26 protein-coding genes and 1 tRNA gene are annotated in these 23,868 nt (G+C 65.1%); 18 read left to right on the forward strand and 9 right to left on the reverse strand.

What is annotated here, in order from left to right; translation table 11 throughout:
• The first annotated feature begins 11 nt into the window (after positions 1 to 11).
• The 4 genes from bamA (at position 12) to rpmE (ending at position 4,078) form a co-directional block, all read left to right on the forward strand.
• Positions 12 to 2,654, forward strand: a complete 2,643-nt coding sequence (gene bamA / locus EDF57_RS19400; RefSeq protein ID WP_243841149.1) for an outer membrane protein assembly factor BamA — start codon at positions 12 to 14, stop codon at positions 2,652 to 2,654.
• Positions 2,654 to 3,259: an OmpH family outer membrane protein gene (locus EDF57_RS19405; RefSeq protein ID WP_132263603.1), complete on the forward strand. Its 606-nt coding sequence runs from the start codon at positions 2,654 to 2,656 to the stop codon at positions 3,257 to 3,259. The genes bamA and EDF57_RS19405 overlap by 1 nt, the downstream gene beginning before the upstream one ends.
• A gap of 20 nt (positions 3,260 to 3,279) precedes the next feature.
• The gene (gene fabZ, locus EDF57_RS19410; RefSeq protein ID WP_132263601.1) at positions 3,280 to 3,732 is read left to right on the forward strand and encodes a 3-hydroxyacyl-ACP dehydratase FabZ; all 453 of its coding nucleotides are present in this window, start codon (positions 3,280 to 3,282) and stop codon (positions 3,730 to 3,732) included.
• A 118-nt stretch (positions 3,733 to 3,850) separates the two neighbouring features.
• Positions 3,851 to 4,078 carry a 50S ribosomal protein L31 gene (gene rpmE / locus EDF57_RS19415; protein WP_021235635.1) on the forward strand — a complete coding sequence of 76 codons (228 nt, stop codon included), beginning with the start codon at positions 3,851 to 3,853 and terminating at the stop codon, positions 4,076 to 4,078.
• A 107-nt stretch (positions 4,079 to 4,185) separates the two neighbouring features.
• On the opposite strand, the gene EDF57_RS19420 is transcribed toward rpmE, so the two are convergent.
• Positions 4,186 to 4,536, reverse strand: coding sequence for a PilZ domain-containing protein (locus EDF57_RS19420; protein WP_134095403.1), 351 nt, complete (start codon positions 4,534 to 4,536; stop codon positions 4,186 to 4,188).
• Positions 4,537 to 4,694: 158 nt separating this feature from the next.
• On the opposite strand from EDF57_RS19420, the gene EDF57_RS19425 reads away from it, so the two are divergent.
• A complete protein-coding gene (locus EDF57_RS19425; protein WP_132263596.1) occupies positions 4,695 to 5,252 on the forward strand; it encodes a superoxide dismutase family protein in 558 nt (185 codons plus the stop codon).
• A gap of 39 nt (positions 5,253 to 5,291) precedes the next feature.
• Here EDF57_RS19425 and EDF57_RS19430 read toward each other — a convergent pair whose 3' ends face one another.
• Positions 5,292 to 5,924, reverse strand: coding sequence for a 2OG-Fe(II) oxygenase (locus tag EDF57_RS19430; protein WP_134095404.1), 633 nt, complete (start codon positions 5,922 to 5,924; stop codon positions 5,292 to 5,294).
• Positions 5,925 to 6,102: 178 nt separating this feature from the next.
• Between EDF57_RS19430 and EDF57_RS19435 the strand changes: the two genes are divergently transcribed.
• The 10 genes from EDF57_RS19435 (at position 6,103) to EDF57_RS19475 (ending at position 14,447) form a co-directional block, all read left to right on the forward strand.
• Positions 6,103 to 6,179 (forward strand) — tRNA-His (locus EDF57_RS19435).
• 107 nt (positions 6,180 to 6,286) lie between these two features.
• Positions 6,287 to 7,015, forward strand: a complete 729-nt coding sequence (gene ccmC / locus EDF57_RS19440; protein WP_132263592.1) for a heme ABC transporter permease CcmC — start codon at positions 6,287 to 6,289, stop codon at positions 7,013 to 7,015.
• A gap of 25 nt (positions 7,016 to 7,040) precedes the next feature.
• A complete protein-coding gene (locus EDF57_RS25590) occupies positions 7,041 to 7,181 on the forward strand; it encodes a hypothetical protein (RefSeq protein ID WP_165921337.1) in 141 nt (46 codons plus the stop codon).
• 2 nt (positions 7,182 to 7,183) lie between these two features.
• Positions 7,184 to 7,663: a cytochrome c maturation protein CcmE gene (gene ccmE, locus EDF57_RS19445; protein ID WP_134095405.1), complete on the forward strand. Its 480-nt coding sequence runs from the start codon at positions 7,184 to 7,186 to the stop codon at positions 7,661 to 7,663.
• A gap of 10 nt (positions 7,664 to 7,673) precedes the next feature.
• The gene (locus tag EDF57_RS19450; RefSeq protein WP_134095406.1) at positions 7,674 to 9,653 is read left to right on the forward strand and encodes a heme lyase CcmF/NrfE family subunit; all 1,980 of its coding nucleotides are present in this window, start codon (positions 7,674 to 7,676) and stop codon (positions 9,651 to 9,653) included.
• Positions 9,650 to 10,204, forward strand: a complete 555-nt coding sequence (locus EDF57_RS19455; protein ID WP_134095407.1) for a DsbE family thiol:disulfide interchange protein — start codon at positions 9,650 to 9,652, stop codon at positions 10,202 to 10,204. The genes EDF57_RS19450 and EDF57_RS19455 overlap by 4 nt, the downstream gene beginning before the upstream one ends.
• Positions 10,205 to 10,248: 44 nt before the next feature.
• Positions 10,249 to 10,638, forward strand: coding sequence for a cytochrome c-type biogenesis protein (locus EDF57_RS19460; protein ID WP_243841153.1), 390 nt, complete (start codon positions 10,249 to 10,251; stop codon positions 10,636 to 10,638).
• Positions 10,635 to 11,426 (forward strand): tetratricopeptide repeat protein, encoded by a 792-nt coding sequence (locus EDF57_RS19465; protein ID WP_134095409.1) that lies wholly within the window; start codon positions 10,635 to 10,637, stop codon positions 11,424 to 11,426. Before EDF57_RS19460 ends, EDF57_RS19465 begins: the two co-directional genes overlap by 4 nt.
• 105 nt (positions 11,427 to 11,531) lie before the next feature.
• Positions 11,532 to 13,490 carry a potassium transporter Kup gene (locus EDF57_RS19470; RefSeq protein WP_132263582.1) on the forward strand — a complete coding sequence of 653 codons (1,959 nt, stop codon included), beginning with the start codon at positions 11,532 to 11,534 and terminating at the stop codon, positions 13,488 to 13,490.
• A gap of 111 nt (positions 13,491 to 13,601) precedes the next feature.
• On the forward strand, positions 13,602 to 14,447 hold the full coding sequence (locus tag EDF57_RS19475) for a hypothetical protein (RefSeq protein WP_134095410.1): 846 nt from the start codon (positions 13,602 to 13,604) through the stop codon (positions 14,445 to 14,447).
• Between the two features lie 42 nt (positions 14,448 to 14,489).
• Here EDF57_RS19475 and EDF57_RS19480 read toward each other — a convergent pair whose 3' ends face one another.
• From EDF57_RS19480 to EDF57_RS19505, 6 genes are all read right to left on the reverse strand, one after another.
• A complete protein-coding gene (locus EDF57_RS19480) occupies positions 14,490 to 15,143 on the reverse strand; it encodes an inner membrane-spanning protein YciB (RefSeq protein WP_132263578.1) in 654 nt (217 codons plus the stop codon).
• Positions 15,143 to 16,084, reverse strand: coding sequence for a signal recognition particle-docking protein FtsY (ftsY, locus tag EDF57_RS19485; RefSeq protein ID WP_132263576.1), 942 nt, complete (start codon positions 16,082 to 16,084; stop codon positions 15,143 to 15,145). Before ftsY ends, EDF57_RS19480 begins: the two co-directional genes overlap by 1 nt.
• The gene (locus EDF57_RS19490) at positions 16,081 to 17,298 is read right to left on the reverse strand and encodes a MiaB/RimO family radical SAM methylthiotransferase (protein WP_132263574.1); all 1,218 of its coding nucleotides are present in this window, start codon (positions 17,296 to 17,298) and stop codon (positions 16,081 to 16,083) included. Before EDF57_RS19490 ends, ftsY begins: the two co-directional genes overlap by 4 nt.
• Positions 17,295 to 18,113: a diaminopimelate epimerase gene (dapF, locus tag EDF57_RS19495; protein WP_132263572.1), complete on the reverse strand. Its 819-nt coding sequence runs from the start codon at positions 18,111 to 18,113 to the stop codon at positions 17,295 to 17,297. Before dapF ends, EDF57_RS19490 begins: the two co-directional genes overlap by 4 nt.
• Positions 18,114 to 18,172: 59 nt before the next feature.
• Positions 18,173 to 19,942, reverse strand: a complete 1,770-nt coding sequence (locus EDF57_RS19500; RefSeq protein ID WP_243841150.1) for an EAL domain-containing protein — start codon at positions 19,940 to 19,942, stop codon at positions 18,173 to 18,175.
• A 112-nt stretch (positions 19,943 to 20,054) separates the two neighbouring features.
• Complete coding sequence (locus EDF57_RS19505; RefSeq protein ID WP_134095411.1) at positions 20,055 to 20,990, reverse strand: 2-oxoglutarate and iron-dependent oxygenase domain-containing protein; 936 nt, start codon at positions 20,988 to 20,990, stop codon at positions 20,055 to 20,057.
• Between the two features lie 155 nt (positions 20,991 to 21,145).
• Between EDF57_RS19505 and EDF57_RS19510 the strand changes: the two genes are divergently transcribed.
• The 3 genes from EDF57_RS19510 (at position 21,146) to EDF57_RS26240 (ending at position 22,314) form a co-directional block, all read left to right on the forward strand.
• Entirely contained in the window at positions 21,146 to 21,559 is a 414-nt protein-coding gene (locus EDF57_RS19510; protein WP_132263568.1) for an EVE domain-containing protein, read from the forward strand.
• A 130-nt stretch (positions 21,560 to 21,689) separates the two neighbouring features.
• The gene (locus EDF57_RS19515; RefSeq protein ID WP_132263566.1) at positions 21,690 to 21,872 is read left to right on the forward strand and encodes a CsbD family protein; all 183 of its coding nucleotides are present in this window, start codon (positions 21,690 to 21,692) and stop codon (positions 21,870 to 21,872) included.
• A gap of 307 nt (positions 21,873 to 22,179) precedes the next feature.
• Positions 22,180 to 22,314, forward strand: coding sequence for a hypothetical protein (locus EDF57_RS26240; protein WP_279587448.1), 135 nt, complete (start codon positions 22,180 to 22,182; stop codon positions 22,312 to 22,314).
• 27 nt (positions 22,315 to 22,341) lie between these two features.
• Here EDF57_RS26240 and EDF57_RS19525 read toward each other — a convergent pair whose 3' ends face one another.
• The gene (locus EDF57_RS19525; protein WP_134095413.1) at positions 22,342 to 23,655 is read right to left on the reverse strand and encodes an MFS transporter; all 1,314 of its coding nucleotides are present in this window, start codon (positions 23,653 to 23,655) and stop codon (positions 22,342 to 22,344) included.
• Positions 23,656 to 23,868 lie beyond the last annotated feature (213 nt).

Consider the following 23,868-nt stretch of genomic DNA (forward strand, 5'->3'; position numbering starts at 1 on the left):
TCGGATTGGAAATGGGTCGCAGCACTGAAGCTCGCCGTGCGCCGCAGCTTGCCGTAGTGCTCATGGGGACCACGATCCTCGCGGGCGCCCCCGGCATTGCCCTTGCGCAGAATGCACCTGCCCCCGCCGCTCCCGTCTCGGCTCCCGCTCAGGCCCCCGCCGAAGTCGGCGAAACGATCCAGACGATTCAGGTCACCGGCGCCGAACGCCTCGAAGCGCAGACCGTGCTTTCGTACATCCAGCTGCGCGTCGGCCAGCAATATACCAAGTCCGCCGGCGACGCCGCGCTCAAGGATCTCTACGGAACCGAGCTGTTTTCGGACGTGCAGGTCAACAACGACAAGGGCGTCGTGACCATCACGGTCAAGGAAAACCCGGTCATCAACCGCATCATCCTTGAAGGCAACAAGCGCATCAAGGACGACAAGATCCTGCCCGAGATCAAGGTCTCCCCGCGCCAGATCTTCACCCGTTCCAAGATCCGCGCCGACGTGGCCCGCATCATCGAACTCTACAAGCGCCAGGGCCGTTACGCCGCGACTGTCGAGCCGAAGATGGTCATGCTCGACCAGAACCGCGTCGACATCGTCTTCGAGATCACCGAAGGCGACAAGTCCAAGGTGCGCCAGATCAACATCCTGGGCAACGAGCAGTTCTCCGACGGCGAACTGCGCAGCCAGATGGTGACCAAGCAGGCCCGCTTCACGCGCCTGTTCAGCTCGGGCACCAGCTACGATCCCGATCGCATGGCCTTCGACCAGCAGAAGCTGCGCCAGTTCTACCTGACGCAGGGCTATGCCGATTTCCGCGTCGTCTCGGCCGTGGCCGAACTGACGCCGGACAAGAAGGACTTCATCATCACGTACGTGGTGGAGGAAGGTAAGCGTTACAAGTTCGGCGACGTGAAGGTCGAGAGCCAGCTGCGCGATTTCGATGGCGACAAGCTGGCCAAGAACCTCGCGCTCCACAAGGGCGACTGGTACAACGCCAAGCTGGTCGAAGACACGATCGAGGGCCTGAACGACACCGCCGGTGCCTTTGGCTATGCCTTTGCCGACGTGCGCCCGCAGTATGATCGCGACAAGGAAAACCTCACCATGGGGCTGACCTTCGTGATCCAGGAGGCGCCGCGCGTCTATGTCGAGAAGATCGACATCAACGGCAACACCCTGACTCAGGACAAGGTGATCCGCCGCGAATTCCGCCTTGCGGAAGGCGACGCCTTCAACTCGCTGCAGGTCAAGCGTTCGACCAACCGCATCAAGTCGCTCGGCTACTTCCAGGAGAAGTTCGAAGTCGAGCAGAAGCCTGGTACGGCCGAGGATCGCATTATCCTCGAAGCCAACGTCGAGGAAAAGCCGACTGGTGAACTCCAGCTCTCGGCCGGTTTCTCCAGCCTTGAGCGCTTCATCTTCCAGGCTTCGATCCGCCAGCGCAACTTCCGCGGCCGCGGTCAGACGGTGGGCCTGTCGGGCAGCTATTCGTCCTACTCGAAGTCGGTCGAAGCCAGCTTCGTAGAGCCGTACCTGTTCGACAAGAACGTGTCGCTGGGCGTCGATATCTATCGCCGCGATTACAACAGCTTCAATTACACGAACTCGGACCGCAACACGACTTACCAGCAGTCGACCACGGGCTTCCAGGTTCGTGCCGGTGTGCCGCTGACCGAATACCTGACCGCCATCGGCCGCTACACGCTCAACTACGATGATGTGTCGCTGGACAAGGGCACGTACTACTCGGTCAATTCCGAGGGGGATTACGCATGCGACCCGCTGCGTGCCGGCCGTTATCTCTGCGATGCGATCGGCAAGCGTCTCAGCTCGATCCTCGGCATGTCGGTGGTTTACGACAATCTCGACAACCGCCAGCGTCCGACCCGCGGTGAAACCATCTCGGCCAACGTCGACGTGGCGGGCCTCGGCGGCGACGTGAAGTACTATCGCCTGCGTGCCAATGCGGCGAAGTACTGGCCGCTCGGCAAGGGCTTCATCTTCTCGATCCAGAGCGAAGGCGGCCTGATCAAGGGCTGGGGCGGAGACGATGTCCGCCTGACCGACCGTTTCTATCTGGGTGAGCCCCAGATCCGCGGCTTCGGCATTCGCGGCGTGGGACCGCGCGTCGTGCGCCAGTATCTTACGGCGGACAGCGACGGGAACTACACCGTCAAGGGCGAGGATTCGGACGACGCTCTCGGCGGCAAGTATTACTACATGAACCGCGCCGAACTCGAGATTCCTCTGGGCTCGGGTGCGCGTGAAATGGGTCTGCGCCCGTCCATCTTCGTGGATGCCGGCGCGGTCTGGGCCATCAAGTCGCCAGTTCTGAACCAGTGCCCGAGCGGCTGCTTCATCGGTTCGCGCGACTCCAGCGGTAACCAGCTCTATACCGAGACGGCGACCGACGGCACGACCTCGACGACCACGAGCGCGACCAACTCGGTCACCGGTGCAGCGAATGCCGCCATCGGTACCACCAGCTACTTCACCGAAACCTTCGAGGGTAATACCTGGAAGCCGCGCGTTGCGATCGGTTTCGGCGTGAACTGGAACTCGCCCTTCGGGCCGTTCCGTATCGATATCTCCAAGGCGCTGCTCAAGTATGACGGCGACAATACCAAGACCTTCACTTTCAACGTGGGAACTCAATTCTGATGAACATGCTTCTCAAGTCCGCCGCTCTGGCCTCGGGCCTGGCGTTTGTCGCTCTGGCCCAGCCCGCGCTCGCGCAGGCTGTGCCCGCGTCGAAGGTGGCCGTGGTCGATCTCGACCGCGTTGCGCGTGAGTGCAACGCCTGCAAGACTGCCAACCAGTCGCTGCAGCAGCAGATCCAGGCTTTCGAGGCACGCCGCAACCAGCTGCAGACCTCGCTTCAGCCTGAAGCCCAGGGCCTCGAAACCGCCGTCAAGGCGCTGAACGGCAAGCAGCCCGACGCCGCGCTGCAGACCCGCATCCAGGCCTACCAGCAGAAGGAACAGCAGGCCGGCCAGGAACTGCAGGGCCAGCAGCAGCAGATCCAGCGCAACCAGGCCTATGTCGGCCAGCAGATCCAGGCGCAGCTGCAGAACCTCTACAAGCCCGCCATGCAGAAGCGCGGCGCCAACATGCTGGTCGAAATGGGCCAGACGCTGGCCTACGATCCCGGCCTGGACGTGACCACCGACGTGCTGACCGCGCTTAACGGCGCGCTCACCTCGATCAACACCACGGCTCCGGCGCAGCAGCAGCAGCAGCCTGCTCCCGCGGCCTCGGGCCGCTAAGGGCAGCGGCGGGTAAGGCGATGAGCGAGCCGACCGAGTTCGTCTATGACACCGCGAAGATCCTCGCGGCTCTGCCGCATCGCTACCCGATGCTGCTGGTCGACCGCGTGGTCTCGTTCGACGAGAACGAGATCCATGCGGTCAAGGCCGTGAGCTTCAACGAGGACTTCTTCCAGGGCCACTTCCCCGGCCGTCCGATCATGCCCGGCGTGCTTCAGATCGAAGCGCTGGCGCAGGCGGCCGGCATCCTCGCGATCGAAGCACTCGGGCTCGCCGGAACCGGCAAGCTGGTCTACTTCATGGCGATCGAGGAAGCGAAGTTCCGCAATCCCGTGACGCCGGGCAACCTGCTCGACCTGCGGGCCGGCTTCGTGCAGAAGCGCTCGCGCGTCTGCAAGTTCTGGGGCAAGGCCTCGATCGGCGAGAAGGTGACCTGCGAAGTGAACTTCACCGCCATGATCGCCGACGCCTGACGGGCAGGGGAGGGCCAGCCTTCCCCTTGACCCTTGCATTTTCGGGGGCGTCCGTGTAAGGGCGCCGCTTTCCGAAGCAGGCCGGTCGGAACCGGCCATATGCGAAGAGAGATACGACATGAAGGCCGATACGCATCCCGACTACCACATGATCACCGTCCAGATGACCGACGGCAGCACTTTCCAGACCCGCTCGACCTGGGGCTCGGAAGGCGACACGCTGGTCCTCGACATCGATCCCACGTCGCACCCGGCCTGGACCGGCGGCAAGGCCCAGCTGCAGGACGGCGGCCGTGTTGCCCAGTTCAACAAGCGTTTCGGCGGTCTTTCGCTCAAGAAAAACTGAGCGCAGACAGCTTCGAACACAAAGAAGGCGGTCCTTTCGGGCCGCCTTTTTTGTTGTCTGGTTCAGGTTTATCCGATTCGCGCGGCAGCGTGTCGGAGGCGTCCTGGTCAGGTCTCGAAGCCGAAGTCCATGAGATCGAGCCAGTCCAGCCGCTCGGCGGGGACGGGGCGGAGGAACTCCATCCCGGCGGCATCCCCGCGCACCCAGCGCACGATTGCCTGCAGCGCGGGCGCGCCGGTTTCCAGTCGGATCGAAACGAATGCGCCTGGGCGCAGCCAGTCCGCGTCGCCCCGAACGCTGCAACCATGGGACGAGACGTCGGCGAGTTGGACCGATGCGGGGCCGCCGCGGGCCGATTCCAGCGTGGCATCGTAGCAAGTGACGTGCCGGTGTTCGCGGCGCCGGTCGTCGCGGGCCCGCGCGGGGCTGGGCATGAGCCTTGCGAGCGATGCGTTCACTGTGCGATGTCCTTGGCGTACCGTTGAAAATTCGGAGCCAATTTCCGTCAATACCGTTAATGGACAGTCACCGTGGGGCGATCGGAACCAAAATCTCCGGCCGGTCCTGATGGAATGAGGCAGATGCCGGTTTGCCGGCTTGCAGATGGAGAAGCGCAATGAACCGTAACTTCCGTATCCTGACCGCCTGTGGCGCCGCACTCGTGGCCAGCGCCGCTCTCGCCGGACAGGTGCAGGCTCAGGACACCGCAGCGGCCGCGCCGATGGTTCACGCCGATGTCATCGGCCTGGACGGCAAGCCGATGGGGACCGTCATGCTTCAGGACACGGCGGGCGGCGTGCTCGTCACCACCGATCTCAAGGGGATTCCTGCCGGCGACCATGGCTTCCACTTCCACGAGAAGGGCGTGTGCGAACCGGCGCAAAAGTTCACCACGGCCGGTGGTCACTTCACGGGCGGCGACCACAAGCACGGCCTGATGGTCATGGGCGGGCCGCACGGCGGTGACATGCCGAACCAGCACGTCGGCGCGGACGGCGTGCTGAAGGCGCAGGTTCTGAATACCGGGGTGACGCTGGCCGCAGGCGCCAAGTCACTGGCCGATGCGGATGGTTCGGCGCTGGTCATCCACGCCGATCCCGACGACTATACCAGCCAGCCTGCCGGCAACGCCGGTGGCCGCATTGCCTGCGCGGTGATCAGCGCTCCGAAGTGATCCTGGCGAGCGGGGCGCGCTTCCTGGGCTGCTCCCCGCTCACCCCCAAGGCTTTTCCCGGTACCACTGGGTGATGACGTACTTGAAGCCCTTGCGCACTTTCATCGCGTGATGGAGCGTGGCGGCATTGAGCGTACCGTCGGCGCGGCGGTTGTTCCAGGCGATCAGCTTCCCGCGCTCGGGCTGGATGAGCTTGTCGATCACCTTGAACCGCGTGGCGCCGCCGGCCTCAACATCGTTGAGATAGACCATGAAGGTCCAGGTCCGCTGGCCCGCGACCGAACAATATTTGTCGTAGTCGCTGTTGTTGGGCTCGAAGTAGTCGGTGTGTGCCTTGAATTCCTGGCCCACCTCGTAGCGCTGGCCCTGGAGCGGCTCCGCGTGGGCGATGTCGATGCCCGACAACTGCGCCAGCTTGTCCGCCAGAGCCGCCACGGCGGGATCCTCGGGTGAAAGATCACAGGTTGAACTGGTGCGGAAGGCATCGTCACCGTTGTAGTTGGCGATCGTCGAGGGCCGATGCTGCGCCTCGATCATGGCAAGCAGAGCGTCGCATTCCTCCCCGGAAAGAAACGCGCGCAGGACGAAGAGGTCCAGCCGCGATGAGGGGAAGCGCTGCACGCCATGGCGCGAGAGCAGGATGTCAGCAGATGATTCGCCGGGAGACTTCATGCTGCACCCTTAGCGGGCCGCTCCGGGCGAGAAAATTGCATGAGTTTCGGCCTGATCCAATTTTTTGCTTTGCAAGAGGGCAAACCTTGTGCAAAGGGCGCCCTCCGCAACGGTCGCTGCAAAGCGAAACGGAGCGGACTTCGGAAGACGCGTCGTTTCAAACCGCGTTTGCCGTGTGGCGATTGTAGCTCAGTTGGTTAGAGCGCCGGTTTGTGGTACCGGAGGTCGTGGGTTCGAACCCCATCAATCGCCCCATTTCTCCTTCTTCTATCGCCATATGGATCAAATGCCGGGTGAAATTCCCGATGCTTTGACGTAGGCCACTTGCTCCTTTCCCTGCGGACGATAGAACGCCTTCGACCATGCACGGCCTTGCCAATCCCGCCCGGTTCCTGCGCATCGCCCGATGGCTGATGCCGCTTTGCATGGGCATCGGATTCGCCGTGGCTTTCGGGGCCCTGGGGTGGGGGCTGTTCTTCGGCCCGGCAGAGCGTCTGCAAGGCGAAACCGTTCGCATCGTCTATCTCCATGTCCCGGCCGCTTGGCTGGGCATGGCGGGATGGATGGGTATCGCGGCCGCCAGCTTTACCGAACTCGTCTGGCGCCACCCGCTCGCGGGCATAGCCGCGCGTGCCTGCGCAGTGCCCGGGGCGGTGTTTACCGCGGTCTGCCTGATTACCGGATCGCTCTGGGGACGGCCGGCCTGGGGCACCTGGTGGGTCTGGGATGGCCGGTTGACCAGCATGCTGGTGCTGCTTTTCCTCTACTTCGGCTGGATGGCGCTTTCGCAGGCGAGCGAGGCTGCCGACGGCAGCCAGAACCGCGCTCCCGCGATCTTCGGCCTGGTGGGCGCCGTGAACATTCCGATCATTCACTACTCGGTCATCTGGTGGAACAGCCAGCACCAGGCACCCAGCATCAGCCTGGGCAAGTCGGCGATGGCCGGCGATTTCCTCTGGCCGCTGCTTCTGGCGATGCTGGGTTTCACATTGCTTTTCGCAGGCTGCGTCCTGGCGCGGATGCGCGCGATCCTGGCAAACCAGCAAGCCGAAGCCCGCTTGCGGCGCAAGGCCCTGAGCGAGGCCTGGTGACAGTCATGCCGGATAAGAGGAACTGATGCGCGAGGCGATGGACCCCTGGATCTTCGTGGCCGCGGCCTATGTGGTCGGGATCGGTGCGACCGTGACGATGGCGGCATGGTCGCTGCTGTCGATGCGTCGTGCAGAGAAGCGCCGTGACGATGCGAGGAAGCGCTGAGCATGGCGCAGACGGCCCATGTCCGCCCCGGCGGGATCAAAGCGAAGCACCAGAGGCTGGTCCTCCTGGCCGTGGCGCTGGTCGTTCTCGTGAGCGCTGCCTTGCTGGCGGCCTGGGCCTTGCGCAACCAGGCCAGCTATTTCTACGTACCGGCCGAGATCGTGGCCAAACCGCCCGAGCCCGGCCGCGCCGTGCGGCTGGGCGGGATGGTCGCGCAAGGCTCTCTGAAAACCGAGGCTGACGGCGTGACGATCGCCTTTGCCGTGGAAGACGGGAAAGCACGCGTTCCGGTGCGCTTCAAAGGGATCATCCCCTCGCTCTTCGTGGAAGGCTCCGGCGTCGTGGCCGAAGGGCATCTGGATCCCGGCGGCACGTTCCAGGCGGACAATCTCCTAGCCAAGCATGATGAGAACTATGTGCCGCGCGAAATGAAGGACATGAGCAGGGAACAGGCCGAGCAAGTGATGCGCGAGACGAAATGAGCGACGCGCGATGATAGCCGAACTCGGACTTGCCGCCCTCTGGATGGCTGCGGCGCTGGCCGGCCTGCAATTGTTGGCAGGTATATTGGCATTGACCGGGCGCGGCTCCTCGCTGGGCGGGATCGTGCGGCCGGTGGCGGCGGTGCAGGGCGTCCTGGCGCTGATCGCCTTCCTCTGCCTGATCGCCGTCTTCGCGACGACGGATCTTTCCGTGAAGCTGGTGGCGATGAACTCGCACTCGCTGAAGCCGCTGATCTTCAAGGTGGCTGGAACCTGGGGCAATCACGAAGGCTCGATGCTGCTCTGGGTCACGGTGATGAGCTTGGCCGGTGGCTTCGTCGCGCTCGTGGAACGGCGCCTGCCGGAGCCGACGATGCTGGCGACCCTGGCCGGACAGGCCTTCGTCAGCCTGGGCTTCTATGCCTTCCTGCTGATCGCCTCCAACCCGTTCGAGCGCCTTTCCCCGGTCCCGGAGGAAGGTAATGGGCTCAATCCCCTGCTGCAGGATCTTGGGCTCGCGTTCCATCCGCCCACGCTCTACCTCGGTTATGTCGGACTTTCGGTGGCCTTCAGTTTCGCCATCGGCGCGCTGGTCACGCGGCAGGTCGGCCCGGCTTTCGCCCGTGCCATGCGGCCCTGGGTGCTGGGAGCCTGGATTTTCCTGACGCTGGGCATCACGGCCGGCTCCTACTGGGCTTATTACGAGCTGGGCTGGGGCGGCTGGTGGTTCTGGGACCCGGTGGAAAATGCTTCCCTGATGCCTTGGCTGGCGGCGACGGCGCTGCTCCATTCGGTAAGCGTGCTGGCATCCCGCGATGCGCTGAGGGCCTGGACGGTGATGCTGGGCGTGGTGGCCTTCTCGATGTCGATGATCGGCACGTTCCTCGTGCGCTCCGGCATTCTCACCAGCGTGCACGCTTTCGCCGTGGACCCGCAGCGCGGTTCGTTCATTCTCGCGCTGCTGGCGATCAATATCGGCGGCGCCCTGACGCTCTTCGCGCTGCGGGCCGGGACCGTCACCGAAGGCGAGCGTTTCGCTCTCGTCAGCCGCGAGGGCGCGCTGGTGTTCAACAACGTCATGCTCTCGGCAATCCTGGGCATCGTCCTGTTCGGTACGCTCTACCCGCTGGTGGCTGAGACGATGGGCGCGAAAGTCTCCGTCGGACCGCCCTATTTCAATCCGATGGGCGCGCTTTTCGCGGTGCCGATGCTGGTGATCCTGGCCGTCGGCCCCATGCTGCGCTGGCGGCGCGATTCGTTCGCCCGGGTCGGCCGGTCGCTGGTCATTCCGGCGATGCTGGTGGCGGCGGGCATCATCGCCATGGTGGTGGTCGGCGGCGTCGGTCTTCTGCCCACGCTCGGCTTTGCGTTGGCGCTGGGGCTTGGCTGGGCGAGCGTGCTGCCGCTCAAGGGCCGCAACTTGCGCCGCACGCCTTTGCCGATCTGGGGCATGGTTCTCGCGCACTTCGGGATTGCCGTCTCGCTGTTCGGGATGAGCTGCGAGAGCGCATTTTCGGTCGAGAAGCTGGTTGCGGTGAAAGCCGGCGACGCGACGGCCGTGGGGCCGTGGCAGATCAAGCTGGACGCGGTGGAGCCCATGGCAGGTCCGAACTGGACCGCTCTCGAAGCCCGGCTGCTGGTGCGTTATGGCGACTACGGGAGGGTTACGCAGCTCGACCCGCAGTCGCGCAGCTTCTGGGCGCCGCCGCAGCAGACCAGCGAATCGGCGCTGCTCACCCGCTGGAACGGCCAGCTTTACGCCGTGCTTGGCGGCGAGGCGGATGACGGCCGCTGGCAGCTGCGCCTGTGGTGGAAGCCCTTCGTGCCGCTGATCTGGCTGGGCGGGGTGCTCATCGCTCTGGGCGGCTTGCTGGCTCTGTTCGGCCGCGTCGCCAGCGACTTGCGCCGCATTTTCGCGCGCGAGAAGATCGCCTATCGCCGCGGCCGCATGGCCGATCTGCAACGCGCGCAGGAGGGCGAGGAGCCATGAGCGCGCCTGTGCGCACCAAGGCGCCTGCCTGGGCGATCTGGTTGCCGCTGGGGCTGTTCCTGGCTTTCGCGGTGCTGGTCACGATCGGCCTCTTCCGGCCGGCGGACCGGACGGTCGCCAGCACCCTGATCGGCAAGCCGATGCCGGCGTTCGCGCTGCCGCCCGCACTGCCTGACCGACCAGGCCTGGGCAGCGCCGACATCGCCACCGGCAAGCCGCATCTCGTCAATATCTTCGCCTCGTGGTGCATTCCCTGCCGGGTCGAGGCACCGCAATTGCGCGCTCTGGCCGGAGCGGGGGTGCCGATAGTGGGGATTTCGGTGCGCGACAGCACTGAGGCGCTGACCGGTTTTCTCAAGGAAAACGGCGATCCCTATCAACGGATCGGTGCGGACGACGATGGCAAGGTGCAATTGGCGCTGGGCTCGTCCGGCGTGCCCGAAACCTATGTGATCGATGGGCGGGGCGTCATCCGCTACCAGCACATCGGTGAGATCCGCCCCGAGCATGTCGCGATGATTCTGGCGAAGCTGCAAGAGGCGTCGCAGTGATGCGGCGCCCGGCAGCCTTGTCCCTGGCGACTTTGTCCCTGGCGATGGCGCTCTGGCTGACCGTGCCCGCGGCCGCGCAGGAAGAGCAATCCACGGCGCCATTCGCTTATCGCCAGCTGGATGACCCCGCCAAGGAACAGCAGGCGCAGGCGCTGATGGAAACGCTGCGCTGCCTGCAATGCCAGGGCCAGTCGATTGCTGATTCGGATGCGCCCATCGCCGGGTCCATGCGCTCGCTGGTGCGCGAGCGAATCGCTGCCGGTGAACAGCCCGAGGCGATTCGCGGCTGGCTGATCGAGCGCTATGGCGACTACGTCAGTTATGCGCCGCAGCTTACCTCGCTGACCTGGCCCCTGTTCGCCTTGCCGGTCGTGCTGATCGGACTGGCCGCGCTGCTCCTGCGCAAGCGTTTTCGCCGGGGAGAGGCGCGATGACCTGGGTTTTTGTCGCCTTGCTGGCCATCCTGTCGTTCCTGGCCATCGTCTTCCTGTTCAAGGCGCCGAAAGGCGGCCGAGAGGCGGTGGCGGCGGCACTGATGCTGGGGGCGGCAGGCTATGCCGCTCAGGGGCGGCCCGGCGAAGCCGGAGCGCCCAAGGAAGCCACGGACGCGCAGAATCCGGAAGCTGGTCAATTCTTCGTGGAGGCCCGTGCCCGCTTGCGCGACCAGGGCATCCCCACCAGCAACCATTGGGTCATCATTTCCGACGGGCTGGCCCGCAATGGCCATTATGCCGACGCCGCGCAGCTCCTGCGCGGGGCTATCGAGGACGATCCCAAGGATTCCGAAGCCTGGCTGGCGCTCGGCAACGTCCTTGTCGCCCATTCGGAAGGCGTGCTGACGCCGCCCGCGCTCTATGCCTACCGGCGGGCCGTCAAGGCCGATCCGAAGGCGCCGGGGCCGCCTTATTTCCTGGGGCTGGCCATGGCTCAGTCCGGTCAATTGACGCAGGCGCGGGCATTATGGGCCGATCTGCTGAAGACGGCGCCGAAGAATGCGGACTGGCGGGTGTCAGTGGCGCAGCAGCTTCAGCGGCTCGATGTCTTCATCGCCAGCCAATCGCCCTCGGCCGTACAGGCGGAGGAGCAGACCCGGCAGGCACCGGATGCCAAAGGTCAAGATGCTCAGGCTCAAGAACCTCAGGCTCAAGAATCCGGGCCTGAGCCCATGAAAGAGCGGACACCGCCATCGCGGAATCCCCAGCCCATGCCGCCGCGTCGATGAACCTTCAACTAACGGTCGTTGCTAGGCTCCGATCATGCTGCTAACGGCGGGCGCTTGTTGCGGGGGTGAAATGCCGACGCGGCAAAGCCATTACGGGGCGCTGGAATGAGTGATGCAAGTTCGGACACGGCTGTCGTTCCGACGGTGATCGATCCGGCGACGGGGCATAAAGCCCCCGCCGCGGGTGGACATGGTTCCGGCAACATAACCAAGCTCGCGCTCGGTGCCGTGGGCGTCGTCTTCGGCGACATCGGCACCAGCCCGCTTTACGCCTTCCGGGAAACCTTCGTCGGCCCGCACCCGCTGGCGATCGACGAACTGCACGTTCTCGGCGTGGTCAGCCTGATCTTCTGGTCGATGACGCTGGTCGTGTCGGTCCAGTACGTGGGCATCCTGATGCGGGCGGACAACAAGGGGCAGGGCGGCAGCCTGGCGCTCGTGGCGCTGATCTCGGGCGCGATCCGCAAGTCGCGCTACGGTTCGCTGGTGGTCCTGCTGGGCGTCTTCGCGACCTCGCTTTTCTACGGCGACTCGATGATTACCCCCGCCGTTTCGGTGCTGTCCGCGGTCGAGGGCCTCACTGTCGTCGAATCGCGACTGGCGCCGCTGGTGCTGCCGATCGCGCTGGTGCTGCTGATCGCACTGTTCGTGATCCAGAAGAGCGGAACCGCCAAAGTCGGCGCGCTCTTCGCGCCGGTGATGATCGTCTATTTCGCCGTGCTCGCCATTCTCGGCATCTACCATCTCGTGCAGATGCCGTCAGTGCTGGTGGCGCTGAACCCGTGGTACGCCATCCAGTTCTTCATGACCGACAAGGTCCTGGGCTTCCTGGCGCTGGGCTCGGTCGTGCTGGCCGTGACCGGCGCGGAAGCGCTCTATTCCGACATGGGCCATTTCGGCCGCGGCCCGCTGCGCCTCTCGTGGTTCGGGGTCGTCATGCCCTGCCTGCTGATCAACTACTTCGGCCAGGCGGCGATGATCCTCGGGCTAGACGATTCGGCCGCGGCAGAGGCGATGAAGAACCCGTTCTTCAACCTCGCACCCGAAAACCTGCGCCTGCCGCTGGTGATCCTGGCCACTTGCGCCACCTTCATCGCCAGCCAGGCGGTGATTTCGGGCGCCTTCTCGATCACTCACCAGGCGATGCAGCTCGGCTTCATCCCGCGTCTCTCCACTCGCCACACCAGCGAGCACGAGGTGGGCCAGATCTACATTCCCTTCGTCAACTGGGCGTTGATGACCGGCGTGATCGTGCTGGTCCTGGTGTTCCAGAACTCGTCGAACCTCGCCTCGGCCTATGGCATCGCGGTGACGGGCGCGATGCTGATCGACACCTGCCTCATGGCGGTGCTGCTGATCGTGCTCTGGCGCTGGAAGCTGTGGATGGCGATCCCGGTGATCGTCACCTTCTTCGTCGTCGACGGCGCCTATTTCGCGGCGAATGCCACCAAAGTGCCGGACGGCGGCTGGTTCCCCCTGCTGATCGGCGGCATCGCCTTCACCCTGCTGACGACCTGGAACAAGGGTCGCCGCCTCATGCGCGTTCGCATGACCGAGGCCGCCTTGCCGCTCAATGTCTTCGCCAAGAGTGCGCATGGCTCGGCGGCGCGGGTGCCGGGCACGGCGATCTTCATGGCATCGAGCAATGCCGGGGTGCCTTCGGCCCTGCTGCACAACATCAAGCACAACAAGGTGCTGCACGAGCGCGTGGTGGTGCTGACGGTCGAAGTTCAGGACGTGCCCTATGTCGAGCCGGCCGAACGCTATTCGGTCACCGACCTGGGGCAGGGCTTCTATCGCATGACGCTGCGTTACGGCTTCATGGAAGAGACCGACATTCCGGCCGCGCTCGCGCATTCCGAGATGTGCGGCGGCCCGTTCGAGATGATGAAGACCAGCTTCTTCCTCTCGCGCCAGACCCTGGTTCCCTCGGCCAAGCCCGGCATGGCGATCTGGCGCGAAAAGCTGTTTGCCTGGATGATGCGCAATGCGGCCAGCGCGATGGAGTTCTTTCGCTTGCCCACCAACCGCGTGGTTGAACTGGGCAGCCAGCTGGAAATCTGAGCCATGCGGGCAGGGGCGGCATCCTTGCCGCCCTGTTGACGGTATTTGTCATCAGTTTCAAACACAACGGTCTGATAGGACGCAACTTTACTTCTCCAACATGGGGGTGAGATGCGTTCCTGTTACCTCTCGGCCGGTGCGGCCCTGATCCTTCCGGCGCTGGCGCTGTCCTCTGGCGCGAAAGCGGCGACTTGCGACGAGACGTTCACCAAGGCCGGCTCCATTCTCAGCGGCATGCGCTTCACGGCCACGGTGACCGTTCCCGACCTGACACCGGCCAGCGCCATCGGCCAGATGCGGGGAATCGTCGCGGCCAAGGGCTACGACGTGATCGTCGCCGAGCCGGATGATGGATCCATGCTGATCGAGCAGCCGCAGACCGGCAAGGCGCGCGCTTTCCCGATCACGATCACTGCCACCAATGCCGGCGGGCAGGGCACCGTGCAGATGGAAGCGAAGCTGCGCGGAGGGCAGACGGTGCCGGCAGAGGCGGCCAAGACCGAGATGTGCGAGATGCTCGGCGGCCTCAAGGGCGGCAAGGCCGGTCTGGCGGCGGCCAGCAGCGGCATGAAGGCCGTCAGCACCGCGCCGCCGCTCGAAATGGACGCGCTCTCGCTGTCGCAGCAGATCTCGAAGGATACCGAGCGCAATGCCGCGGCCATTCCGCTGCGCTATGAAAACAAGAGCTTCATCATCAAGGGCATGGTGGGCGAGATCGCCAAGGATCGCGGCGACTATATCGTCACCTACAAGATCCCCCAGCCTTACGAGCAGGCCATCCGCCTGCCGGGCCAGGCGGCGTTCAAGACCGATATTGCCTGTGTCATGGCCAAAGGGCAGGCCGCGTTCACCCTGCAGCTGAAGCCCGGCAAGACCATTCGCATGAGCGGGGTCTACGACAATTTCAGCCCCACCGACCACATCCTCCTGTTGAAGGACTGTCGCTCGGTCGGCTGACGAGGCGGGCGGCGGCCGTGCCGCTGCCCGCCCCCGCTTCGCTCAGTCGTGCGGCGGGTTCTCGATCACTTCTTCCTTCGCAGCCTCGCCCATGCCGTGCTTGAGCACCATGGGCAGCTGCGAGAACGTGAAGACGAACGACAGCACGGTGAAGCCCCAGAGCTTGGCCTGGAGCCAGGTGTCGAAGCTGACGGTGAAGACCAGCGCGGTGTTGAGCACGGCCAGGAGCAGGAAGAACCAGGCCCAGTTGCGCGACAGCTTCATCCAGCCTTCCTCGTTCAATCCCTCGAACGCGGATTGCAGGAGGTATTTCAGCATGGGCTTGCCGCGCATGAGGCCGAAGAACAGCACGCCCGCGAACATCAGGTAGACGGCGGTGGGCTTGATCTGGATCCAGAAGGCGTCGTGGAACACCACGGTGAGCGCGCCGAAGCCGACGATCAGCACAGTCGTCAGCCAGAGCATCGGCGAGATGTGGCCGAGGCGCCATTTCGAAATGCCCAGCGCAATCACGGTGGCGACCATGAAGGCCACGGTGCCCTTGATCACGGCGGAAACCGTGCCGATGGTGTCTCCCTCGCCGGTCGGCGAGAAATGGCGATAGGCCAGGAAGAAGACGAGCAGCGGGCCGAAATCGACGACGAGATTGACCCAGGAACTCTTGGGTTTCTCGGCAGGCGTGGTCTGGCTGTTCATCAGGCGATCCCGGCGATGACCCGCGCGAGCAGATCCGGGTTGAAGGGGCGCAAGTCGTCGATCTTCTCGCCGACGCCGATGGCGTGGATGGGCAGGCCATATTGCTCGGCCGCCGCGACGAGGACGCCCCCGCGGGCCGTGCCGTCCAGCTTGGTCATGATGAGGCCGGAGACGCCCGCCACTTCCTTGAAGATCTCGATCTGCGAAAGCGCGTTCTGGCCGTTGGTGGCGTCGAGCACGAGCACCACGTCGTGCGGCGCCTCGGGGTTGAGGCGGCCCAGCACGCGACGGATCTTGGACAGTTCGTCCATCAGTTCACGCTTGTTCTGCAGGCGGCCGGCGGTGTCGACGATGAGGGCGTCGATGCCCTGGTCGGTCGCGGCCTTCACCGCATCGAAGACGATGGAGGCCGGGTCGCCGCCCTCGGGGCCCTTGATGAGCGGAACGCCCAGACGGTCGGCCCAGACGCCGAGCTGGCCGATCGCGGCGGCGCGGAACGTATCGCCCGCCGCCAGCATGACCGAGTAGTCCTGCTCCTGGAACAAGTGCGCCAGCTTGGCGATCGTGGTGGTCTTGCCCGAGCCGTTGACGCCGATCACCAGGATCACCTGCGGGCGGGGGAAGGCCACGACGTCGAGCGGCTTGGCGACCGGGCGCAGAATTTCCGCGATCTCGCGGGCGACCACTTCCATGATCGCGCGTTCGTCCGCGTCCCGCTCGAAGCGTTCCTCGGCCAGGCGGGCGCGGATGCGGGCGGCGGCGCGGGGGCCGAGGTCCGACATGATCAGCGCGTCTTCGAGAGCGTCGAGTTGGGCATCGTCCAGCTTAGACTTGCCGACGATGCCGGACAGGTTCTCGCTCAGGCGTTCCGAGGTCTTGCGGAAGCCGCCGAACAGGCGGTCGGACCAGTCGCGGTCAGCCTGCTGGCCATCGGTACTCATGATTCCAGTATTCCTTCGACTACCCTTGCGGGCGTAACGCGGATCAGCGTGCCGGGCTGCACATGGTCGGGCAGGCGCCCAGGGAGACGTACCGGCGCGAAGTTTTCCGCATGGCCTTTCGCGCCTCTTTCGGCAAGCACGGATAGCGGCTGGCCGATGAGCCCCGTGAGCCAGTTCGCCCTGGTTCCGGCGATCTTCTCGCGCAGTTCGCCTGCGCGGGACCGGATCGTGGCGGCCTCCACTTGCGGCATGCGCGCCGCCGGGGTGCCGGGCCGCTGCGAATAGGGGAAGACGTGGCCGTGGACGACCTGCAGTTCCTCGATGATCGAGAGATTGGCGGCATGGGCTTCCTCGTCCTCGGTCGGGAAGCCGGCGATGAGATCGGCGCCGATGGCGATTTCGGGGCGGCGCGCGCGCAGGCCAGAGACCAGTTCCAGCGCATCGGCGCGGCTGTGGCGACGCTTCATGCGCTTCAGGATCAGGTCGTGGCCGTGCTGGAGCGAGAGATGGACATGCGGCATGACCCGCGGTTCGCTGGCCAGCAGCGCGAACAGTGTCTCGTCCACTTCGGCGCCGTCGATCGAGGACAGGCGCAGGCGGGGCAGGCCGGGGAAGCGGGCGAGGATCGCTTCGCAGAGCGTGCCGAGGCGCGGCGATCCGGGAAGATCGCCGCCCCAGGAGGTGAGGTCCACGCCGGTCAGCACGATCTCGTTGACGCCTGCGTCGGTGTGGACGGCCAGGTCGTGGAGGACTTCGGCCACGGTGCGTGAGCGGCTGGGCCCGCGGCCTTGCGGGATCACGCAGAAAGTGCAGGCATGGTCGCAGCCGTTCTGGACCTGCACGAAACCGCGCGTATAGGCGCGCCGCGCGGTCAGGCCGGGGGAAGGCGCAATGGGCGCTGGCGGGACGTTCCAGGCGCGCGGATCGAGCTTGGCGGTGTTGGCGACGATGCCGTCGACTTCGGGCATGGCGGCCAGCATGGCGCGTTCCACTTCAGCCGCGCAGCCGGTGACGATCAGGCGCGCGTCCGGGTGGGCCTTGCGGGCGCGGCGGATCGCCTGACGCGTCTGGCGCACGGCTTCCGCCGTCACGGCGCAGGAATTGACGACCACCAGGCCTTCGGGCTGATCCTCGGCCCCGCGCAGCAAGCCGCGCAGCGTTTCGCTCTCGGAAATGTTGAGGCGGCAGCCGAGCGAATGGACTTCGACAGTCAATCTGGGATTCCGTAGTCCGCCGTTTCGAACGAGCCGCGGAACGATTCGGTGGCCGGGCCGGTCATGACGATTTCGTCGTCCGCCCGCCATTCGATGGCCAGCGGGCCGCCGGGAAGGGTGACGGTGACCTTGCGGTCGACCAGGCCGCGCCGCATGGCGCCGATGGCAGTGGCGCAGGCGCCCGTGCCGCAAGCGCGTGTCAGTCCGGCGCCGCGCTCCCAGACGCGCAGAGTGATGGCGTCGCGCGCCGTCACGGCTGCGACGTTCACGTTGATGCGCTCGGGAAAGAGCGGATCGTTTTCGATCAGGGGGCCGAGCCGGGCCATGTCGATGCCGTAGGGATCGTCGACGAAGAAGATCACGTGCGGATTGCCGACATTGACGGCGATGGGATTGACGAGTTCCTCCCAGGCCACCGGCAGGCTGCGCGTGTCCATCGGATAGCCAAGCGGGATCGCGTTCCAGTCGAAGCGGGGCTTGCCCATCTCGACGCTGATGCCGCTGCCCCTGGGCGTGGTGGAGACGATGCCGCCCAGCGTTTCCACGGTGGCCGGCCGACCGTGCAGCAGGCCCACCGCGCGGGTGGCATTGCCGCAGGCTTCCACTTCGCTGCCGTCGCCATTGAAGATGCGCATGCGGAAGTCGCCGCGATCGGAAGGCGTGAGGACAATGAGCTGGTCACAGCCGATGCCGGTATGGCGATCGGCGAGCGCGGCGGCGAGCGCAGCGTTCACGACCGGCAGCGCGGCGGTGCGTCCATCGAGCACGACGAAGTCGTTGCCCAGTCCATGCATCTTGGTGAAGTCGATCCGCATGGCGGGCGATTTATGCGCTGCGGGGCGCGAGGTCCAGAAAAAGCCGCGAGGCGCTCGCTTCAGGCCAGACGGGCCTGCGGATCCGGCGCGGCGCCGGAGGCCCGCTGCTCGTCTATGCGCGCGGCTTCGATGCGGCGGCGCAAGGCGGCAAGATCGCTGACGGCTTCGGCATCGGCCACGATCTCCATGCCTTCCAGCCACTCGGCCAGATGCTCGGCGGGACGCGGCTTGCCGTAGAGATAGCCCTGGCCCTTGATGCGATCGTATTGCTGGAGGTGGGACAGGACTTCGCTGGTCTCGATCCCCTCGGCCGTGACCGGCAGGTCGAGACCCTTGCCGAGCAGGGCGATGGCGTGGACGATGGCCATGCTGTCCTTGTTCTCGGCCAGGCCCGATATGAAGCTGCGATCGATCTTGATGCGGTCGAACGGCAGGCTGCGCAGCATTGCCAGCGAATTGAACCCCGTGCCGAAATCGTCGAGGCTCACCTTGATCCCCTGGTTCTTCAGGCTGGCAATCAGCGTGCGGACCTGGGTGAGGTTCTGGTGAAGGCACGATTCGGTGATCTCTATCTCCAGCCGATGGGGCGGGAAACTGGCCTCCACCAAAAGCTTCAGCAGCTTCTGGGCGAACCAGGGGTCGCGCATCTGCAGGGGCGAGATATTGACCGAAAGCGTCAGCCGCGCGTCCCAGCCCCGCGCATCGTCCAGGGCGCGGGCGATGAGCTGTTCGGAGAGTTCGGCAATTGCGCCGATGTCCTCGGCCACGGGAATGAAGATGTCCGGCGCGACGATCCCGAACAGCGGCGAGTTCCAGCGCGCCAGCATCTCGAAGCCGGTCAGCTCGCCGGTCTGGAGATCGATCTGCTGCTCGTAGAAGGGCACGAATTCGCCATTGGCGATGCCCTGGCGAATGCCGAACTCCAGATCGCTGCGGAAGCGCATCTCTTCGGCCATGGCCGTTTCGAACCAGTAGAAGCTGTTCCGACCCTGGCGCTTGGCGTGATACATGGCGATATCCGCCATCTCGAGCAGAGCCTGCGCATCGGGCCCCGGCGCCCGCTCGCCGGAAGGGGCGGAGCGGGGAGCATCCGAACGGGGAATATCCGAACGGGCCAGGCCGATCGAGGCCGTCACGTCGATCGGGGTGGAATTGACCGAGACGCTCTGGCCGATGGCCTCGACCAGCGAGGCGGCGATGCGGTCGATTCGCTCGACCCGGCTCCGGTCGAATTCCACGGCAACCGCGAATTCGTCTCCGCCGATGCGGCTGATCAGGGCGCGATCCGGCAGGCACCCGGAAATGCGGCGCGCGCATTCCTGGAGCAGGCGGTCGCCGGTGTTGTGGCCGTTGTAGTCGTTGACCTGCTTGAAATTGTCGAGGTCGATCATCGCCAGCATCACTGCCCGGTCGCGCAGCGCGGCCTCGCGGATCAGGGCGTCCACCGCGCGGTGGAAGCTGCGGCGATTGAGGAAGCCGGTGAGGGGATCGGTTTCCGCCAGGTGGCGGGCGTGCCGCTCGGCGCGCTTGCGCTGCTGGATTTCCTCGCAGAGCTGGCGATAGCGGCTCCATCCGAAGATGATGATGGCGACGTTGAGGAGGAAGGCGTTGACCAGGAACCGGTCGGGCGCTGGGCCTTGTCCGGTCAGCGACTTCACGACCGAAGGACCGATCGCCGCGCCGGTGGCGAGGAACAACAAGATCGCGGCCGTGACGATACCCAGCGCGACGATGTCCACCGGGCGATCGGCCTCGTTATCCGGGCCTTCGCTCGCCGCTTCGGTCGCCTCGCCAACCACGGCGTATCGTGTGGCCTCCGTTTCCGTCACTCCAGTTACCCCCTGCTTGAACCCCGGTGAGTTCCTTAGCGCAGTGGACTGAAATATTGGTTAAATCGCAGAGACAGCGGTGCTCCCGGGATCGCCTGGGAGCACCGATCGATCACATCTTGAGGCCGATTTCGCGCAGGCGCTCCTGCAGGTAGTCGTCCGCCGTGATGCTCAGCGGGTAGCGGTCGGGGTTCTCTTGCGTGATGCACTGGTCGAGCGTCTTGAACGGGAAGTCGCTGCGCAAGTGCAGGAAGAAGGGCATCGAATAGCGGCTGTGCGCGGCGCGGTCGCCCTCGGGATTGCGCACGCGGTGCGTGGTCGAGGGGAGGACGTGGTTGGTCAGGCGCTGGAGCATGTCGCCGATGTTGATGACGACCGCGCCTTCGGGCGGGGCGACCGACAGCCACTCGCCATTCTTGCCCAGCAGTTCCAGGCCGGCTTCCTGCGCGCCGAGAAGAAGGGTGATGAGGTTGATGTCCTCATGCGCGCCCGCGCGGATGGCGCCGCCCGCGCCTTGCGCCACGGGGGGATAGTGCAGCAGGCGCAGCACCGAGTTGCCGTCCTCGATCGCAGGATCGAACCAGCGGGCGTCGAGGCCGAGGTAGACGGCGATTGCCGAGAGGATTTCCGCGCCGGCCTTGTCGAACTGGGCATAGAGTTCGGTGAAGGTCTCCTGGAAGCCTTCGACTTCGCCGGGCCAGATATTGGGCGGCATCGAGGCGGCGAGGGGCGAGCCGGCCGGCAGGTCGCGGCCGATGTGCCAGAACTCCTTGAGGTCCTTTTCGGTCGCACCTTTGGCCACTTCGGTGCGGAACGGCGTATAGCCGCGCGCGCCGCCCTGGCCGGGGATGAAGTGGCTGCGCTTCACGTCGTCGGGCAGGGCGAAGAAAGCGGCGGTCATCTCCCAGGCGCGGTCGATCAGGGCCTGGTCGATGCCGTGGTCGCGGACCATGGCGAAACCGAAAGTGCGAAAGCTCTCGCCGATGCGCTGCGAGAATTCGGCGCGGTCGTCTGCGAGGCTGAGGACGGGAATCTGGGCAAGGTTCATCATGGTCTTCCAACAGGATCGGCGGCCCGTGGTAAGCGGGCGGTGACCGGCGCCTCCAGCGGAAGGCCGAATCACCGATGTTGTTTCCGTCGATTGAATCGCTATGCCGCCCCCATAGAAGCTTCCGTCCCAAATCGAAAATCGAAAGGCGATTCATGGCAAAGCGCTACTGGCTGATGAAGTCCGAACCGGATGCCTACGGCTGGGACGATCTGGTCGCGGAAGGTGAGGGCACCTGGGACGGCGTGCGCAACCACCGCGCCGCGGGCAACTTGCGCGCCATGGAAGTGGGGGACGAGGCTTTCTTCTACCATTCGAACATCGGCAAGGAGATCGTGGGCATCGTCACGATCAGCCAGTCCGGCCTCACCGATCCGTCCGATCCCGAGGGCAAATGGGCGGCGGTGAAAGTGAAGCCGGTGCGCAAGGTGGCGCGTCCGGTCACGCTCAAGCAGATCAAGGCCGATCCCAGGCTGGCCGACATGGAAATGATCCGGCTGTCGCGCCTTTCGGTGGCGGAAGTGACGCCGGAAGACTGGAAATACATCCTGACCCTGGCTGGCGGATAAGGCAGGCGAAAAGATTCGTCGCCGCTGCGGAACGCTTCGGCGCAGCGGCCTGCAACTTCCAGCGCCCTGGTCCGGTTTCTTGTTCGTGTAGACGGCGGATTTCTGCCGAAACCGAAAAGGAGTACCGATCATGGGCGAACTGAAGGACACCATCAAGGGTCTGGGCAACGAGATTGCCGGCAACGCCAAGCAGGCCGCGGGCAAGGCTCGCAACGACCCGGCCCAGCAGGCTGAAGGCAAGGCCCAGGAAACCAAGGGCGAGCTTCAGCAGGGCGTTGGCAAGGTCAAGGGCGCCCTCGGCGACCGGATCTGACCACGCGCCGCGGCTCCATGCCGAAGCGTTCGAAAAGGGTCGCCCGAGGGCGGCCCTTTTTCGTTTGGGCCTCGATCGCGGCGATGGCAGAAAACCGAGGAATTTTCGCCTGTTAAAGGTCGTTCATGGCCTGCCTGGCAGCCGTACCGTCCCGGATCGGGATGTCTCTTTCGGGCGAGTGGTCAAAGGTAAACAATGTCTTAAGGTGCGTCCCATGTGGAGCATGTCAAGACGCGCACTCGTCCTCACTCATGAGCGGGCCGGCCATCCCTTCCGGCGCTCTCTGCCTCGTCATGTCTTCCGGGGCATGCGGCCCCCTGCCGTGGAAGCCGCGGAAAATGCCGAGGCCCGGATTGCCTGGGAAATGACCGGCGGAGACTGGCGCAGTTTCCTCTCGGCCTATTGCGTGAGCCTGGCCGCCGTGGTCGCCTTCATCGCCTGAAGGGCCTGGCCCCGATCGGGCTGTAGATCAGGGACGTCTGGCGGTGCGCTCGGCCCTATACAGCAGGTATCCCAGCCAGGCCGAAGCGACGCAGCACAGCGCCACGACCATAAGCTGGGTGACCACGGGCAGGCCCAGCAGCGACATCAGCCCGGTGGCGATGGCACCGACCACCATGGCGCCCGAATTCACGATATTGTTGGCCGCGATGGTGCGGGCGGTCTGCGACTTGTCGACGAAAGTCGTCAGGAAGGCGTAGAGCGGCACCACGAACATGCCCCCGCTCACGGCGATGCCGAGCAGGGTGAGCAGCAGCGGCACGGCCAGCGGCTGGACCACGAACGTGCCGACGTTCATCAGCACTTCCGGCCCTTCGTGCGGTGGCCAGATCGCGCAGACTTCCTGAAATGCCAGCAGGAACAGGCCCATGCCGATCACCGATAGCGGCGACCAGCGCGCGGAAACGGTACCCTTGAGCAGGGCATTGATCGCTACCGAACCGATGGCGACGCCCACCGAGAAGATCACCAGGAACAGGCTGGCCACTTCCTTGCTGGCATGCAGCATGTTCTTGGCAAGGGGCGGGAACTGGATGAACAGCACGGTGCCGATCGCCCAGAAGAAGCTGATGGAGCAGATCGCCAGGTAGACCCGGCGGTCCTTCATCGTCGTGCGGACGAGGTGGATGGAGGAGCGGATGACGTGGTAGTCGATCGGCTCCGGCTTGCCCTGCGGCGGTGCGGGCGGCACCTGGCGGCCCGCGAAATAGCCCAGGCCGGCGATGATCACCACGGTGATGGCAGCGGTATCCACGCTGATCCAGCCCGCCACGATCGTGCCGGCCAGCACGGCGATATAAGTCCCGGCTTCCACCAGCCCGGTGCCTGACAGCACTTCGTCATCGCGCAAGTGCTGGGGGAGGATCGCGTACTTGATCGGGCCGAAGAACGTCGAATGGATGCCCATGGCGAACAGCGCCAGCAGCATCAGCGGGATGGCCACCGTGTGCAGCGCGATACCCTGCCAGGCGAGCGCAAGCCCGGTCCCGCCGACCACCATGATGATGATCTCGCAGAACTTGACGATGCGGATGATTCGCGACTTGTCCCGCATGTCGGCCATCTGGCCGGCGAGGGCGGAGAGCAGGAAGAAGGGGATCACGAAGATGCCGGAAGCGAGCGCGCTGAACCGGGCCTCGGCGGTTTCCGAATTGTAGACGCCGTAGACGACGAAAAGCACCATCGCGTTCTTGAACAGGTTGTCGTTGAACGCGCCAAGCAACTGGGTGACGAAGAGGGGCAGGAATCGTCTTGCCCGGATGAGTTGGGAGGTCGTGGTCATGTCGGAAAAATTCGGCGGCCTCGCTTCATCGTTGCGGCGACACTTAATGCGGTAGGGCGAGGGCACAACCCCTGTAGGCGCCGACCCGGCCTTTTTTGCCGGGGTGCGGCCGCCTGCGGGCCCTGTGGAAATGCCCCGGCAACAAACACCGCCACGCCGATCGAGGCAAGGCCGAGGTGGTCGGGCGGAAATGACGCGGCACCCGATCACAAG

Source organism: Novosphingobium sp. PhB55 (genome assembly GCF_004368805.1).
Classification (GTDB): Bacteria; Pseudomonadota; Alphaproteobacteria; order Sphingomonadales; family Sphingomonadaceae; genus Novosphingobium.

Coding starts and splice junctions, on each gene's coding strand:
- rpmE (WP_021235635.1), top strand. CDS start 3,851: ATGAAGGCCGATACGCATCCCGACTACCACATGATCACCGTCCAGATG.
- ccmC (WP_132263592.1), top strand. CDS start 6,287: ATGCACGGCCTTGCCAATCCCGCCCGGTTCCTGCGCATCGCCCGATGG.
- EDF57_RS19515 (WP_132263566.1), top strand. CDS start 21,690: ATGGGCGAACTGAAGGACACCATCAAGGGTCTGGGCAACGAGATTGCC.
- ccmE (WP_134095405.1), top strand. CDS start 7,184: ATGGCGCAGACGGCCCATGTCCGCCCCGGCGGGATCAAAGCGAAGCAC.
- EDF57_RS19455 (WP_134095407.1), top strand. CDS start 9,650: ATGAGCGCGCCTGTGCGCACCAAGGCGCCTGCCTGGGCGATCTGGTTG.
- bamA (WP_243841149.1), top strand. CDS start 12: ATGGGTCGCAGCACTGAAGCTCGCCGTGCGCCGCAGCTTGCCGTAGTG.
- ftsY (WP_132263576.1), bottom strand. CDS start 16,084: ATGAGTACCGATGGCCAGCAGGCTGACCGCGACTGGTCCGACCGCCTG.
- EDF57_RS19475 (WP_134095410.1), top strand. CDS start 13,602: ATGCGTTCCTGTTACCTCTCGGCCGGTGCGGCCCTGATCCTTCCGGCG.
- EDF57_RS19425 (WP_132263596.1), top strand. CDS start 4,695: ATGAACCGTAACTTCCGTATCCTGACCGCCTGTGGCGCCGCACTCGTG.
- fabZ (WP_132263601.1), top strand. CDS start 3,280: ATGAGCGAGCCGACCGAGTTCGTCTATGACACCGCGAAGATCCTCGCG.
- EDF57_RS19510 (WP_132263568.1), top strand. CDS start 21,146: ATGGCAAAGCGCTACTGGCTGATGAAGTCCGAACCGGATGCCTACGGC.
- EDF57_RS19525 (WP_134095413.1), bottom strand. CDS start 23,655: ATGACCACGACCTCCCAACTCATCCGGGCAAGACGATTCCTGCCCCTC.
- EDF57_RS19430 (WP_134095404.1), bottom strand. CDS start 5,924: ATGAAGTCTCCCGGCGAATCATCTGCTGACATCCTGCTCTCGCGCCAT.
- dapF (WP_132263572.1), bottom strand. CDS start 18,113: ATGCGGATCGACTTCACCAAGATGCATGGACTGGGCAACGACTTCGTC.
- EDF57_RS19460 (WP_243841153.1), top strand. CDS start 10,249: ATGGCGCTCTGGCTGACCGTGCCCGCGGCCGCGCAGGAAGAGCAATCC.
- EDF57_RS19450 (WP_134095406.1), top strand. CDS start 7,674: ATGATAGCCGAACTCGGACTTGCCGCCCTCTGGATGGCTGCGGCGCTG.
- EDF57_RS19405 (WP_132263603.1), top strand. CDS start 2,654: ATGAACATGCTTCTCAAGTCCGCCGCTCTGGCCTCGGGCCTGGCGTTT.
- EDF57_RS26240 (WP_279587448.1), top strand. CDS start 22,180: ATGCGGCCCCCTGCCGTGGAAGCCGCGGAAAATGCCGAGGCCCGGATT.
- EDF57_RS19480 (WP_132263578.1), bottom strand. CDS start 15,143: ATGAACAGCCAGACCACGCCTGCCGAGAAACCCAAGAGTTCCTGGGTC.
- EDF57_RS19505 (WP_134095411.1), bottom strand. CDS start 20,990: ATGAACCTTGCCCAGATTCCCGTCCTCAGCCTCGCAGACGACCGCGCC.
- EDF57_RS25590 (WP_165921337.1), top strand. CDS start 7,041: ATGCGCGAGGCGATGGACCCCTGGATCTTCGTGGCCGCGGCCTATGTG.
- EDF57_RS19470 (WP_132263582.1), top strand. CDS start 11,532: ATGAGTGATGCAAGTTCGGACACGGCTGTCGTTCCGACGGTGATCGAT.
- EDF57_RS19465 (WP_134095409.1), top strand. CDS start 10,635: ATGACCTGGGTTTTTGTCGCCTTGCTGGCCATCCTGTCGTTCCTGGCC.